Here is a 14,348-nt window from a genome sequence, read left to right on the forward strand (position 1 = left end):
TTGATGGAATTCAAGATTAATCAATGTAGTCCAGTCTGATCTTTTGGATCAGGTACTTTATCTTCTTCTCGATCATTCAATACCAATTCATCTTCTTGGCAAGAAGCCAAACAGATGGCAATGAAACAAAGTAGTAGGAGGTGTGTCTTTTTCATCATATTTCCTTAAAAACATGATGGCAAGATTGGACTTAGTTAGAAGCTTCCTTTGTTGTTTTTAATAAGACTGAAGCTTGTCTACAGTTTGTAAACCTTAATTTGAGTAGATGGTTTAATGGCAGGTCAATTTTGTTTTAAGCAACTAGTTCTTACAGCTTCTTCCACATGTGGTAGTGCATGATGCCACATTCGTCAAATTGATCACCTTTTTTTTGAAAACCAAACTTCAGATAAAGTGGTACCGCTGGTAGTTGAGCATGCATATATAAGTAAGTGCCTGACTCGACATTCTTTGCAATATCATCCATAACCGCCTGGACTATCGCAGTCCCAAGGCCTCTACCCCTCATCGATTTCTTGGCAGTAAATCTTTCAAGCTTAATCCCCTTATCTGTATATCTCCAGCGTGCAGAGCCTACCGGATTATTATTTTCATCAAGAGCTACAAAATGATGAGATTCCTCTTCGAATTCATCAAACTCTTCCTCTGATGCTACATTTTGTTCTACCACAAATACTTCTTCTCTGATCTGAAAAGCCTTTGTTTTAAGATCTTCACTTGTTGCTTTCAGTACTTTGTGAGTCATACTTGTTATATGCTTTAATGATCGCTTTTACTAGTTTGTGTCTGACAACATCTCTATCATCAAGGTTCACAAAGCCAATTCCTTTTACATTTTTAAGAACGCGCATGGTCTCAATCAAGCCTGAGATCTGCTTTTTTGGTAAGTCTATCTGTGATTGATCTCCTGTGATAATCACTTTTGATTGCGGACCCATTCGGGTTAAAAACATCTTGATTTGCATTGGAGTTGTGTTCTGAGCCTCGTCCAGCAGCACGTATGCATCATTCAATGTCCTTCCCCTCATGTAGGCTAGGGGGGCTATTTCAACAATACCATTTTCTTTATAGTAGCGAAGTTTTTCAGCTGGTATCATATCACTTAAGGCATCATAGATGGGCCTAAGGTAAGGATCAATTTTCTCCTTAAGATCACCCGGCAAGAATCCTAGGTTTTCTCCAGCTTCTACTGCAGGCCTGGTAATGATGATTTTTTTTACTTCCTTATTTTTTAGGGCTCGAACAGCTAGTGCTACTGAAATATACGTCTTGCCAGTTCCGGCAGGGCCAATTGCAAAAACAAGGTCGTTCTTTTCTACAGCTGCAACTAACTTTTTCTGGTTGATTGTTTTTGGAACTATACGTATCCCTCTTGTGCCGTGAACTAGCGCACTTGCGTTGGGTCCGGCATCAATGGTATTTTCCTCGTTGTCTACAAAGTCCTTAACGTTTTCGGCAGTTACTTTCCCAAATTCATGGTAGTGAGAAAGGAGAGCGTTTAATATCTCATTAATTTTTAAAATCTGAGGGGCAGAACCTTTAATTCTGATTTCATTGCCGCGGCTTACAATTTGACTGTCAGGGAACGCTGTAGCAATTGTTTTTATGTTTTGGTTTTCTATTCCTAGGAAATCAACCAATGAAACATTTTCTAGTGTAATAATTTTTTCGAGCAATCGATATTTCAGTTAATGCTTAGTAGGTAAAATATATAGTTTTGTAAGAACAAATGTAAGCTGAAATCCCCCAAATGGCAGTAATAACCTTCATGTCTGACTTTGGTACGAAAGACCACTACGTGGCATCAGTCAGAGCGGCTATTCTGTCAAAGTCGCCGAGTCAGCTGATTGCGGACATTACGCATGATATAAGACCCTATGATATTGCTCATGCTGCCAATGTATTAAAACATGTTTATAAAGAATTTCCCGAGAAGACTGTACACTTGGTAGCCGTAGATAGCATGGCTGAGCGGTGCGATCTTATTGGGGTGGAACTTGATGGGCACTACTTTGTCGGGTTTGATTCAGGTATTTTCAGTTTGCTCAATGGTAAACAACCTACTCAAATTGTAAAACTGGAACATTCAAATTGCACATTCCCGGCAAAAAATGTTTTAGCAAAAATTGCACTTGAACTGGCGGAAGGAAAAGGTCTCTCCAGTCTGGGTAATCCAATGCAAGAAATAAAGGTCTTGTTTGCGCGTCAACTGAAAGTGACTAAGCGAGAGATAGCTGGAAATGTAGTTGCTGTGGACCATTTTGGAAACCTTATTACAAATATTAGTAAATCGGAGGTTGAAAAAATCAAAGATATCAACGGTTCCCAAGTAAGACACACTATTCGATTTGGAAGAGAGGAATTTGACGACTTTCACTTGTACTTTAGTGATGTTGAATCTGGGGATATTTTTGTTCTTTTCAATTCTTCAGGTAATCTTCAAATAGGCATAAACAAAGGAAATGCATCAGAACTGCTTGGCCTCTCTGTCGATTCTCCAGTACTTATAGAATTTGCAAATAGTTAGACTATGTTAATACGAATAGTTAGAATGGATTTTGATCCAAATAGGGTAGATGATTTCTTAGCCTTATTCGAGACTGTGAAGGACAAGATTGCAAATTTTCCGGGATGTAAGCATCTGGAATTAAAGAAGGATGCACAATTGGATCACGTCTACTACACATTTAGTAAATGGGAAGACGAGTCTAATCTAGAGGAATATAGACACTCAGAACTTTTTATAGATACTTGGGCAAAAACGAAAGTTCTTTTCGGGGGAAAGCCAATGGCTTATTCATTGGTTTAAATTTGATTGGACAGTTTATAGCTTTGGGCTCTTCACGAAAAAACAAAAAATCCCTAGCTCGACCAAAAGCTAGGGACACCAAAACCTAAATGATTGAGTCGTTAGTTGACTCTGGACCAGATAGATATTTTTAATCTCTTTTAACTGAACTCAAACCTGCGCTACTTGAAGACACTCGCGCATCTCCTCTATATCTTACTTTACTAGCACCGGTAGCTGAAGCCTGCAATTCATTGTTTACATAAACTTTAGCAGTAGAAGCTCCAATAGCATCTATGTCAGCATCTTCAGCTTCAAAGTCAAAGGCATCTAATTCAGATGCTCCAATAAGGTCCACTTCCAAATCTTTACTCGATCCAGTGAGTATTAGCTTGGATGCGCCAGCAAGGCTAGCCTCAATGTATTTAGCATTTAGATTTACCCATATTTTAGAAGCGCCAGCTACTTCTATTGATAGGTCTGCTCCGTCAAAATCATTGACCTCTCCATCACAGGCACCTATTGCCTTCAAATATTCTAATTCAGGCATACTTATGAATACTTTCACTTTTTCCCGACGACTATTGTACTTCCACCAATTGGCGTTTCTTCCATATCGAATTTCTAATTCATCACCACTTTGGCTTAGAAATACATCTTCTAAATCGTCTTCATCACCTTCCAATCTTACAGAGTATTCATCATCTTGGATGATTTCAAAATCAAACATTGAGATCAACTTTACTTCATCGAAATCTTGAAATTGATATTCTAGAACTTCACTACCGATAGAGCTTCTGTTTTCACTGCGTCTGTTTCTTCTTTCCTTACTTTCATCGCAGGTCAAACACATGAGGCCATCTTTGTCAAATACCCATTGATTGTCACCAAGGTCACTTGAACTGTACTCATGAATCCAAAGCGTGTTTCTAAGAATCTTCCTTAGGTCATAGTCCATAACAAACACTTGGCCATAAGGGATGTAAAAGGTAGCTGACACGTCCTGAAATCTAAATGGAGCATCATCGAAGGTGATTTCTGAATCAAAATAGAAGGTATTTCCGTCTTGAGTTACTACATAATCCACTGCCTCCCCATTCTCGCGAGCGTTGCTTCTCGAATATCCCCTCGAATCAAAATCCATCTTAAGCAGATAAGTTGAATCTTCATGTCCCCGAATCCTAAGATCCGCACTGTTGTATCTATCCCAGTCTAACTCATTGAGTTTTAACTCAGCAATGCCATCGTAAACTTCGTATGTACGCTCTTCTTTATATGTTCCTTCTGCGCTGTAATCTTTAATGATAGAAGGTGCTGAAATAGCTAGTCCGATCATTCCTAATAACCACAGTCCGAACAAGCTCCATGCTAAGAATGCACTTGCAATCTTTTTCTTTAGAATGATGACCAGTCCTAGCATCAATAGTGCTAATGACGGTATCATAGAAGTTATGTATGAAGAGATTATAGCTATAGTACTCATCGAGCTAAAGAGCTCTTGGGCTGGAAAATCTCCAAAGTGTACCCATGATTCCATCGTTCCGCCGACACCCAATAATACTGCAAGAGCGATGGTAAACGAGATCATCAAAGTAAATCCTAGAAATACAAGGAGTACTCCAACAGCTACTCTTAAAGCATCCACACCGAATTTTAGAAGTGGTCCTAAAACTTCGCCAAGCGCTTTGAATATCATGGCAATAAGTCGGAAAGGGAATAGTAAGATTTTTACAAATACATTTTCTTCTCCCTCTTTCACATTAAGATTTTTCTTAAGATTTTCCTCAATGTTTGTGATGGTAACAGGCTCACCCTGCATTTGCATCTTCTCGGTTATGGATTTTGCTTCAGGAGTAATTATCCATAAGATTAAATATACCAGTAATCCGGCTCCGCCTAATAGTATGGAGAAAACAAAAAGTACTCTTATTACTACAGGGTCAGTACCAAAGTACGAAGCGATTCCTCCTGATACACCTCCCAATACACGATCATCTGTGCTTCTGAATAGCTTCTTAACTGCTATGTCATCCTCTAGTTTATCACTCACAGGAATCGCGATCCACAGAACGATGTATGCTAAGAAGATAAATCCACTAAGTCCCCAAAAGAAAATATTGAACAAGAACGCTAACATGAGCAGACGAATCCATATTGGGTCCATTCCAAAGTAGTTTGCTATTCCAGCAGCTACACCTCCGATTACCTTACGTTTAGCATCACGATACAGTCTTTTTGATTTTTCATATGCACTTTTTGGCTCCTCTTGCTTTTTTTCTTCCTGCTTTTCATCAGCTGTGCTTTCATCCTTCGTTTGTTCTGTTTGCTCAGAAGGTTCTGTTTCAATAGTTGCTTCAAAGTCCTTTGTAGTACCCATTGTAGCAATCAGATCGTTGACGTCTTCCTGATTGATGATTTGCTTCCCTTCATCTAGCTTAGAGAGAAATATTTCGGCGATTCGTCCTTCTATATCAGCAATGATTTCCTTGCTATCTTCAAAAGAGGAAAAGTACTTATTGACTGAGTCTAAATAGCTCTTCAGTTTATCGTACCCATCTTCCTCGATGTGAAATATGATACCGCCAATGTTGATACTTATATTCTTTTTCATTTGTGTGTCTTTTTGTTGAGGTCACATTGATTAAGCCAAATGCCAATCAAGCTTTCTTCTTCGTATTTTTATTCGCGATGATTTTTTTGGTGGAGCTTACTAGCTCGGTCCAGGTTTGATCCAGACCGTTAAGAAAATCAGCTCCCTCTTGCGTTAGCGTATAATATTTTCTTGGCGGACCAGATTTAGACTCTACCCATTTGTAATCGACAAGGCCTGCTTTTCGTAGTCTTGTCAAAAGTGGATACAGCGTTCCTTCTACGACCATGATTTTTGCAGAGGTTAATTCCTCTAACATGTTGGATGCGTAGACCTCACCACGGGAGATTATATGTAGTATACAAAACTCCAAAATACCCTTTCTCATCTGAACTTGTGTGTTTTCAATATTCATATGTCTTTCTATGTTTTTTGAAGGCCATATGGAATTCGCAGTATTTCATGCGCATTTCATTGTCGCTCTCATTTTGGGTCAAACTTTTCATTTATGCATGGATAGGTTTCGGTGGTGTATACGTAAAGGTACTTGGCATGGCCAAGTACTTTGTTAAAAAAATTCGTTTCGAAGCAATATTCTTTAAATAATCATATGATTAATTCAAATAATTATAATATCTAAGCGTATATAATAAGTAGCCATGTCGTCTTTATGGCACTATTTAACGAATATGTGGTGCTACAATCAGCACTCAATAGCTAAATTGCTGAGGATTTATTCTCTATGAAATATTTACTAGCGGGCATTCTAATTTGTGGGTTATATAGCTGGTCGTTTGCTCAAAGCGAATCATCTTCGAGAGATAATACTCCAAAGTATAGCAATGAGTTTATGAACATTGGAGTAAGCGCTCGTTCATTTGGAATGGGGTTCACTGCCGTCTCATTCGTTGATGACGTGACATCTGGGTTTTGGAATCCTGCTGGACTAAATAAGTTAGATTCTGATCATCAGCTTGCCCTAATGCATTCATCCTATTTTGGTGGCTTAGCTAATTATGATTACGCGGCTTTCGCTACTTCAGTAGATGAAAATAGCAAGATTACAATTTCAGTTATCCGATTTGCAGTTGATGATATTCCTGACACTCGATTTTTGGTAGATGTAAATGGTTCTATCAACTATGATAATATTCAATTTTTCTCATCTGCTGATTATGGCTTTTTAGTCTCCTACGCACGAAAGCTTCCAATCTTTGGAGGAATAGATGCTGGTGGAAACCTTAAAGTTATTCACCGTACGGTTGGAAGTTTTTCCAAAGCTTGGGGATTTGGGTTTGATTTTGGGGTGCAAAAAGAAATTAACAATTGGAAGATCGGGGCAGTAGCAAGAGACATGCTTGGCACTTTTAATGCCTGGTCTCATAATACAGCCGAAGTAGAGGAGGTGTATGCATTAACCGGCAACGATGTCCCTGTCAACTCTGTAGAAGTGACTTTACCAAGACTAGTTATCGGTGGGTCAAGAGACTTTACCCTTACAGAAAAATTTGGAGTTATGGCATCCGTAGATCTTGATATGACATTTGATGGGAAACGGAACACCTTGATTCGAACCTCTTTGATTTCCGTAGATCCGAAAGCTGGAATTGAGTTCGACTATAAAAAATTAGCTTTTTTAAGATTTGGAGTAAATCAATTTCAACAAATAAAAGATTTTGATGGAACAACTTCTTGGACGTTCCAGCCTAATATGGGGGTAGGTGTAAGTTTCAAAGAATTAACTGTCGATTATGCCCTTACTGATATTGGTGATTTAGCACCAGGTCTGTTTTCTCATGTTTTCTCAATTAAAGTAGATTTCAATGCGGAGAAGAAGTAATCTCATCGGCCTACTTATAATCATAAGCGCTGCTGCCTTCGGTCAGGTCGGTAACGAGTGGATTGATTTCACCCAGTCATACTTTAAAATAGAGGTAGCTGAGGATGGTTTCTACAGAGTTACTCAAAGTGAGCTCTCATCTTTAGGGTTTCCAATTAGTAGTGTTCCGGCCAGCAGAATACAATTATTTAGAAGAGGTGAAGAGGTTGCTTTGAATGTGAATGCGAATGGCGATGGAACATTAAATTATTTTGAATTTTACGGAAAAAGAAACGACGGTGAGAGTGATGCCGCACTGTATGAATCGGGAGACCAGCCTCACACTTTTTACAGCTTGTTTTCTGATACTGCAAGCTATTTTTTGACGTATAAGTTAGGTAATGAAAACGGTAAGAGAATGGCGTTTTCATCTGACAAAAATGCGACTGGGTTAACGCCAGAGTCGTATCATCTGGCTGACACCATTCAACTTTTTACTACAGATTATAGTCCTGGAAGACGATTTGGTTCGGGATCTGCATTTAGTTTAAGTAGCTACGATGATGGTGAAGGTTGGACCGGTGGATTTCAATCAAAAAATGCCTTCAAGGATTTTGAGTTTGTTCTAAAAGATTTGGAATCTGCAGCAGCTAATCCAACATTAGAAACAGTAATCGTTGGAGGTAATAGTCTGAATCACAATGTTAGAATTGATATTGGAGAAGTTTCTAGCTCCTTGAATTTGTTGAATAATGTCGAGTTTACAGGATGGGGGAAGGAATCTTTTTCAGAGTCTTTTGCAAGCACCAATGTAGGTTCGGGTGGAGAATTTGTAGTAAGAGTTACCGCTGAAGGCTTCCCAGATATTTCCGAGCGAATTTCTGTAGCCTACATGCGATTGATTTATCCTCAGACCATCCAGTTAGGTGATAATGAGAATAAGGTTTTTACTCTAGATAATCCTGTTAGCGCTAAAGCATGGATGCAAATACCGACTACAAATGCATCTGGAACAAGAATCTTTGATATCACGGATCCGCTAAATGTAATCAGGATATCAACCACCAACTTCAGCGCAAGGGTAGAAGCTGTTATACCGGATGTGACAGATGAACATAAAGTTTTGGCAGTTACTAATCCAAACAGTGTCGCTTCTATCGAGTCGGTTAGTCTTCCAAATTTTGATTTAAGCGATAAAAACTACCTGATCATTACTCATGAAGATTTAAGGGGATCAGGAGATCCTGTTGCAGATTATGAAAGTTATCGAGAGTCTTCTGCTGGTGGAAGCTACAGCGTGCAAGTCGCGAATATTAGTGATTTATATAACCTTTATGGCTATGGGGATCCGACACCACTTGCAATTACAAATTTCATAGTAGATGTCAACATTCAAAATCCTGTAGAAAATGTATTCTTAATTGGTAAAGGATTTACACCCAATTTCAATTACTACAGAGGAGATCAAACAGGTGTAAATGTTCCAACTTATGGATTGCCAGGGAGTGATCTTTTATACACGCTTGGAATAGGATCAGATCCATCTGTTCCAGGCATTGCTATTGGACGGTTAAATGCTTTTGACCCTTCTGATGTGACGGCATACTTAAATAAAATCATTGAAATGGAAGCTTTGCCGTTTGATGATCTATTCAGAAAAGACTTCCTTCAACTCAGCGGGGGGATAAACCAGTCAGAGATAAGCAGTTTCATTGATATAGTACAGGGTTTTACTGATGTTCTAGAGACAGATTTTATTGGAGGTAGAGCCTTCAATACAGGGAAAGAGACAGGTGACGCGGTTGAATTCGTGGATGTAACTGATCGTGTAAATCAGGGAGTCGGTTATATTACCTTTTTTGGTCATTCGAGCGGTACTGTTACAGATATAGAGATTGGTAGAGTCAGCAATCCTTCTTTTGGTTTTTCGAATAAGGGAAAGTATCCAGTGTTCATCGTCAATGGCTGTAAGGCAGGAGAGATATATGGAGGTAATTTCACTTTTGGTGAAGATTGGCTGAATACTCCAGATCTTGGCGCAGTTGGTTTTATCGCCCATTCAGATGTTGCCGTGTCCTCAACATTAAGAAGGTGGAGTGATCTTTTTTATGAATTGGGATTTGGTGATGATGTCTTCATTGGTGAAACCGTTGGCAATGTGGTATTGGAAGTTTCTGATAGATACATTAACCAATATGGTATAAGTGACCTCAATCTCACGCAAGTTCAACAGATGACTTTGCAAGGCGATCCGGCATACCGGGTATTTGGAGCAGATAATCCAGATTATCAAATTGATAATAATTCTTTGAGCGCAAGCGCAATTGATGCAGAGGAAATTCTTGCAAGTCAAGATTCCTTTCAGATCGATGTAATAGTAAAAAACTTTGGTAGAAGCGTAGCTGATTCACTCATTGTTCAAATCAATAGAACATATCCAGATGGTGGGCAGGAGGTCTATACACAGAAATATTTAAGACCTTTAAGGCAGGATACGCTTGTATTTTATATTCCAAATGATCCAGTTCAGAACAACGACGGATTGAATCTCTTTACAGTTACTCTTGACCCAACCAATGAGACGGAGGAATTAGATGAGACGAACAATGTTGCAACTCTGGAAGTGTCAATTTTTAGTGGCAATACAGTGAATCTCTATCCGGTTAATAATGGGACACTTTCAAATTCAGATGTAGAGTTCTTATGGCAATCCAGTAATCTCTTGGAAGATGAACGAAGCTATCAATTAGAATTAGATACCCAACCAGATTTTGCTGGTCCTAATAATCGACTCTTTACAGTTTCGGCAGAAGTTATTGGATCTCAAATGTTCGATTTTTCATCCTTTGCATTGTCAGATTCATCTACCATCTATTGGAGAACAAGATATACTAACCCAGAGCCAGACGAAACCGATGAGTGGGTTGAAAGCTCGTTTACATTAATTGATAACGTGTCTGAAGGATGGGGTCAATACGATCCTGAGCAGATTGAAAAGGAAATTGTTACTGGAGTTCAGTATAATCAGCTCACAAATGAATGGGAGTTTATTGAGTCTACTACTCCGATAGATATTTTCACTTTTGGTGTAGACAATCCTTCATTTACTTATGATGACATGGAGGCCGTGATAGGTGGATTGAATTTCTTCGTTACCTCCAACACCATTGACCCTACTTGTGAAGAAAACACATTCAATGCCATAGCTTTTGACAAAGAGAGTGGAGATCCATACCGACCGATAGTAACAACAGAAATCGATGTTTTTAATCGAGAGGTCTGCGGAAGGTTGCCGCAAAGAATCTATCAATTTAGGGAAGAAGACATGATAGGTGTAGAAAGAAGATTTCAAGTATTGGTTGATAATATGAGTGATGGCGACATGATTGTCATGTTCAACATTGGGAATGTAGATTATTCTAATTGGGATACGGACGTAGAATCCACTCTTAACTCGCTTGGGGTAAGTACTGCAACAATCACTTCATTGGTAGATGGACAGCCGGTGATATTCTTTGCTAGAAAAGGTGACGCTCCAGGCACTGCGACAACAATTATCAATGATGGCACTGCCACACCTGTCAGGGAGCAAAGTATTGATTTTCAGGATGACGTAATTGGGAAGTTTGTAAGTGGTGAGATGAGAAGTCGTAGGATAGGTCCTGCCAGAAGCTGGGAATCATTCTCCTACAATGTCTCGGAGGAAGTGAATGATAATATTTCAATAGATGTGCTTGGTGTAGATGATAATGGCAATATCTCAACATTGGAATCACGTGCAAGAGCGGAAACTATTGATATAGCATCCGTAGATGCAGTGATGTATCCGCAAATTGAGCTTTTGTTCTCATTCGATGATGAAACGGATCAGACTCCATCTCAACTGAATTTCTGGCAACTGAATTATGAGTTGCCAGCAGAAGGTATCCTTCTACCCGAGAGTAAATCTTCTTCATCCTTATTGGAAGGAGAACAGAACGAGAGAAGCTTCAATTTCTTGAATCTATCAGAGGTGGATTTCATTGATTCGCTTAGTGTAATGGCCACTTTGATCAACCAGAACACTGGGACAATCGCAGAATCAAGTTTTAGAATAGCTCCTCCTGTCGCCGGTGATACAACTGAGTTTTCAGTAGCTTTTTCTTCATTTAATATGTCGGGCTCCAATAGCCTGGTAGTCGAAGTGCTTTCTAATGAAAATGAAGTTTATGAGCTTAACAACCGACTGACATTGACAAATATCATTGATGTACAGGCTGATGAGACTAACCCGGTGCTGGATGTGACATTTGATGGATATCATATTCTCGATGGGGATATTGTATCGCCAAATCCGAATGTAGTTATAAGAATGAGGGATGACAATCCATTTGCGACAAAAACGGATACAACAGGAATCAACATATCACTAAGGTTACCAGGCGAAGAAAGCCAATTCCAGAGAATCAATTTTTCAGATCCGAGACTCAACTATACACCAGCAAGCGAAAGTCAGGATTTTCAAATTGAATATCAGCCGGGTCCATTGAGTGATGGAATACATGCGCTACGTGTGCAGGCAGAAGATGAGTCTGGCAATGAAGCCGGGACAGAGCCCTATGAGATCAACTTTGAGGTGATAAATGAATCTACAATTACGCATTTTTATCCTTATCCCAATCCCTTTTCCACTAGATGTAGATTTGTATTCACCCTTACGGGGACAGAAATTCCGGATCAAATTAAGATTCAGATCTTGACAGTTTCAGGGAGAGTAGTGAGAGAAATTACGCAAGATGAAATTGGGCCAATTCGAATAGGTAATAACATAACCAGTTATGCTTGGGATGGAAGGGATGAGTTCGGAGACCAACTTGCCAATGGCGTCTACTTTTATAAAGTCTTTATAAATGCTAATGGAAATTCAATTCAGAGAAGATCTACAAGTGCTGACCGAGCTTTTAAGAATGGATTCGGTAAACTGTATATCTTACGTTGATCAAATATGATTGACCGGCTAAAAAATACCAGCTTATTTTATATTCCCTACCTGTGCCTCTTTGCTCTTTCCATGGTTTATTTTTTTTATCAAAGTCATGGAAGATTCGTTTTGTGGCTAAATGAGCTTCATAATCCGGTATGGGATTTCTTTTTTAAATATTGGACGCATACAGGAGATGTGATCTTCTTTGGTGTTGTGACTGTCGCGCTTATAATATTTAAGAGGAGGTATGGTTTCATTCTCGGGGTGACTGGAATATTTGTGGCGTTGATTTCCCTTTTTTTCAAGCATTTCTTGTTTCCTGAGGCACAACGCCCAATCATATATTTCAATGGATACGAAGTCCTTGATTTTGTTGATGGAGTTACAATTCTGAGCCAACACTCTTTCCCTTCAGGTCATTCGATGGCTGTATTTGCGTTAGCAGTGTTCATTACGCTAATGCTTCAAAACAATAATTTCTCTTCAATTCTTCTGGTAGGAGCTACACTAACTGCTATTTCCAGAGTCTATTTGGCGCAGCACTTTCTCATCGATATTATGGCTGGTTCTTTGATTGGAGTATTCACAGGGACGACCACATATATGGTATTTGAAAAATATTTGAATAAAGAAAATGTTGGTGTCTTAACAACTCCAGATGAGGATTTGGAAAATATGGATATTGACACTGAAGATGTAGAAGGCTAGTCCAATTCTTTCAAAGCCTCTATTAACTCCGCTTCCCTCTTTTTGATGTTAATTTTTGAAGGCGGTGCTACTCTATTGTCGCAATCTGGTAGTGAACAATTTTCGCAGGTAGTATGAACCGTCTTTCTCTTAAGATTAGGATCTTTAATAAAATTGAATGTTGCTCTGAGGCTTTCGGTCATGGATAGACCTATTGTCACGCTACTTCCAAATTGACTATCGAAACGACCGTCCTCGGCCACCGAAATACAGAAATATGAATTATCCGTTTGCCAGTAGTCTGAAATCTGAGCGTCAATAAAGTATGGTTGTTTTTTTCCTTCCAGGTTTTTGATCGAACTGATTGATACCCATCGGTGGCACAAATGCTCAGTTAATTGATTTTGATATGGCTTGTGTAAACCTGAAATGTGCAGCTCCTTGGTAATTTGATACTCAATCAAGTTTTTATGACCATCAATTCGAATAAAGAATAGATTATCTATCCCAAAGTGCTTAGGCAGTATGTTGGTAAAACGCTGAAGAAGTGTCTCTGGAGTTACTTGGTACTTGTCAAGTAAATCTTGTATGATCTTCGGATTCCATTGTGTAATAACAGATGCATTTGCTAAATCTGAAGCCAATACATGTTGATCAACCAGCAAGGCAGCAGCAAAATACGATGCCTTGAAGTTATTCAGCAATTTTTCGAAAGATGCCTCTTTATTTAAATATGTCTCATAGGATCTGCCATCAAGTTTGAGGTATTGATAGCCTATTTCTTTCGCTATCAAAAAACGATGTTGATTTTCTGAAAGTTGATCATTTAGAAATAAGGTCTTCTTGTTTTCCTGATAGTAAGATCTGAAAACATGGAGTTTCTCGTGAAATGATAAAACATCCTTCTTTATCGTAATGGAAAACTCGTTTGAAAGTAAGTTTTCAAGAGTAGAAAGAGGTATGGTATCAGGCAGGTTGAGATTCTTTCTAAAGTCAGATGCTGAATCTTCTAAATCTGGAAAGTAATTGTCATGCATGTCCTGATAGGATCTCAAAGCTATCCGATAGAAGTGCTCTTTTTCTATTTGGTAACTGCGCGTCATCTTTAAAATGGTGCTTATGAACGCACTTATTCGGTCTGGGTCGTTACTGAAGAAATCAATCAATTTCTCCGTATTCATACCGAATTCTTCGGACGGGAAGTACTTAAAGAATCCCGATTTGAGTAAGTCAATTACTGGAAGGAGCTTTTTATCTGCTTGAGTGCTTACCAGATCATCGTAAGAAATATTAAATGCCTCAGAAAGGGCTCTTATTTTATCAGGCTTAGGATATTTCTTTCCTTTTTCAATGTCATTTAAATAAGATACTGACAATCCAGTCTGCTCCGAAAGAGACTGATATGAGATACCACGTTGGTTTCTCAAGTGCTTGATTTTAAAACCAAGGATGAGTTTGAGTATGTCGCTGTCTGATATCATGCCTTCTTCAGCGAAAGTAA

The 14,348-nt window shown here is 38.9% G+C and carries 11 protein-coding genes; 5 read left to right on the forward strand and 6 right to left on the reverse strand.

Annotated elements, in window-relative coordinates; translation table 11 throughout:
- Positions 1 to 20: 20 nt before the first annotated feature.
- The 3 genes from ACY650_RS11925 to ACY650_RS11935 form a co-directional block, all read right to left on the reverse strand.
- Positions 21 to 155: a hypothetical protein gene (locus tag ACY650_RS11925; protein ID WP_462247757.1), complete on the reverse strand. Its 135-nt coding sequence runs from the start codon at positions 153 to 155 to the stop codon at positions 21 to 23.
- Positions 156 to 307: 152 nt separating this feature from the next.
- Positions 308 to 745, reverse strand: a complete 438-nt coding sequence (locus ACY650_RS11930) for a GNAT family N-acetyltransferase (protein ID WP_462247758.1) — start codon at positions 743 to 745, stop codon at positions 308 to 310.
- Positions 714 to 1,676 (reverse strand): PhoH family protein, encoded by a 963-nt coding sequence (locus ACY650_RS11935; RefSeq protein ID WP_462247759.1) that lies wholly within the window; start codon positions 1,674 to 1,676, stop codon positions 714 to 716. Before ACY650_RS11935 ends, ACY650_RS11930 begins: the two co-directional genes overlap by 32 nt.
- Before the next feature lie 74 nt (positions 1,677 to 1,750).
- Between ACY650_RS11935 and ACY650_RS11940 the strand changes: the two genes are divergently transcribed.
- Both ACY650_RS11940 and ACY650_RS11945 read left to right on the forward strand, forming a co-directional pair.
- Positions 1,751 to 2,527 (forward strand): SAM hydrolase/SAM-dependent halogenase family protein, encoded by a 777-nt coding sequence (locus ACY650_RS11940; RefSeq protein WP_462247760.1) that lies wholly within the window; start codon positions 1,751 to 1,753, stop codon positions 2,525 to 2,527.
- A 3-nt stretch (positions 2,528 to 2,530) separates the two neighbouring features.
- Positions 2,531 to 2,809, forward strand: coding sequence for a putative quinol monooxygenase (locus ACY650_RS11945; RefSeq protein ID WP_462247762.1), 279 nt, complete (start codon positions 2,531 to 2,533; stop codon positions 2,807 to 2,809).
- Between the two features lie 130 nt (positions 2,810 to 2,939).
- On the opposite strand, the gene ACY650_RS11950 is transcribed toward ACY650_RS11945, so the two are convergent.
- Together ACY650_RS11950 and ACY650_RS11955 are read right to left on the reverse strand one after the other, a co-directional pair.
- A complete protein-coding gene (locus tag ACY650_RS11950; protein WP_462247764.1) occupies positions 2,940 to 5,399 on the reverse strand; it encodes a PspC domain-containing protein in 2,460 nt (819 codons plus the stop codon).
- A gap of 46 nt (positions 5,400 to 5,445) precedes the next feature.
- Positions 5,446 to 5,697 (reverse strand): PadR family transcriptional regulator, encoded by a 252-nt coding sequence (locus ACY650_RS11955; protein ID WP_462247765.1) that lies wholly within the window; start codon positions 5,695 to 5,697, stop codon positions 5,446 to 5,448.
- 423 nt (positions 5,698 to 6,120) lie between these two features.
- Here ACY650_RS11955 and ACY650_RS11960 point away from each other — a divergent pair, with 423 nt between their 5' ends.
- The 3 genes from ACY650_RS11960 to ACY650_RS11970 all read left to right on the forward strand — a co-directional run bounded on the left by ACY650_RS11960 (position 6,121) and on the right by ACY650_RS11970 (position 12,868).
- Positions 6,121 to 7,218: a putative type IX sorting system protein PorV2 gene (locus ACY650_RS11960; RefSeq protein WP_462247767.1), complete on the forward strand. Its 1,098-nt coding sequence runs from the start codon at positions 6,121 to 6,123 to the stop codon at positions 7,216 to 7,218.
- Positions 7,202 to 12,175, forward strand: a complete 4,974-nt coding sequence (porU2, locus tag ACY650_RS11965) for a putative type IX secretion system sortase PorU2 (protein WP_462247768.1) — start codon at positions 7,202 to 7,204, stop codon at positions 12,173 to 12,175. Before ACY650_RS11960 ends, porU2 begins: the two co-directional genes overlap by 17 nt.
- Positions 12,176 to 12,247: 72 nt before the next feature.
- Positions 12,248 to 12,868: a phosphatase PAP2 family protein gene (locus ACY650_RS11970; protein ID WP_462247770.1), complete on the forward strand. Its 621-nt coding sequence runs from the start codon at positions 12,248 to 12,250 to the stop codon at positions 12,866 to 12,868.
- On the opposite strand, the gene ACY650_RS11975 is transcribed toward ACY650_RS11970, so the two are convergent.
- Positions 12,865 to 14,328, reverse strand: a complete 1,464-nt coding sequence (locus tag ACY650_RS11975; RefSeq protein ID WP_462247772.1) for a helix-turn-helix domain-containing protein — start codon at positions 14,326 to 14,328, stop codon at positions 12,865 to 12,867. The two genes, ACY650_RS11970 and ACY650_RS11975, sit on opposite strands and share 4 nt — an antisense overlap.
- Between the last annotated feature and the right edge of the window lie 20 nt (positions 14,329 to 14,348).

This window comes from Ekhidna sp., assembly GCF_963691765.1.
Taxonomy (GTDB): Bacteria; Bacteroidota; Bacteroidia; order Cytophagales; family Cyclobacteriaceae; genus Ekhidna.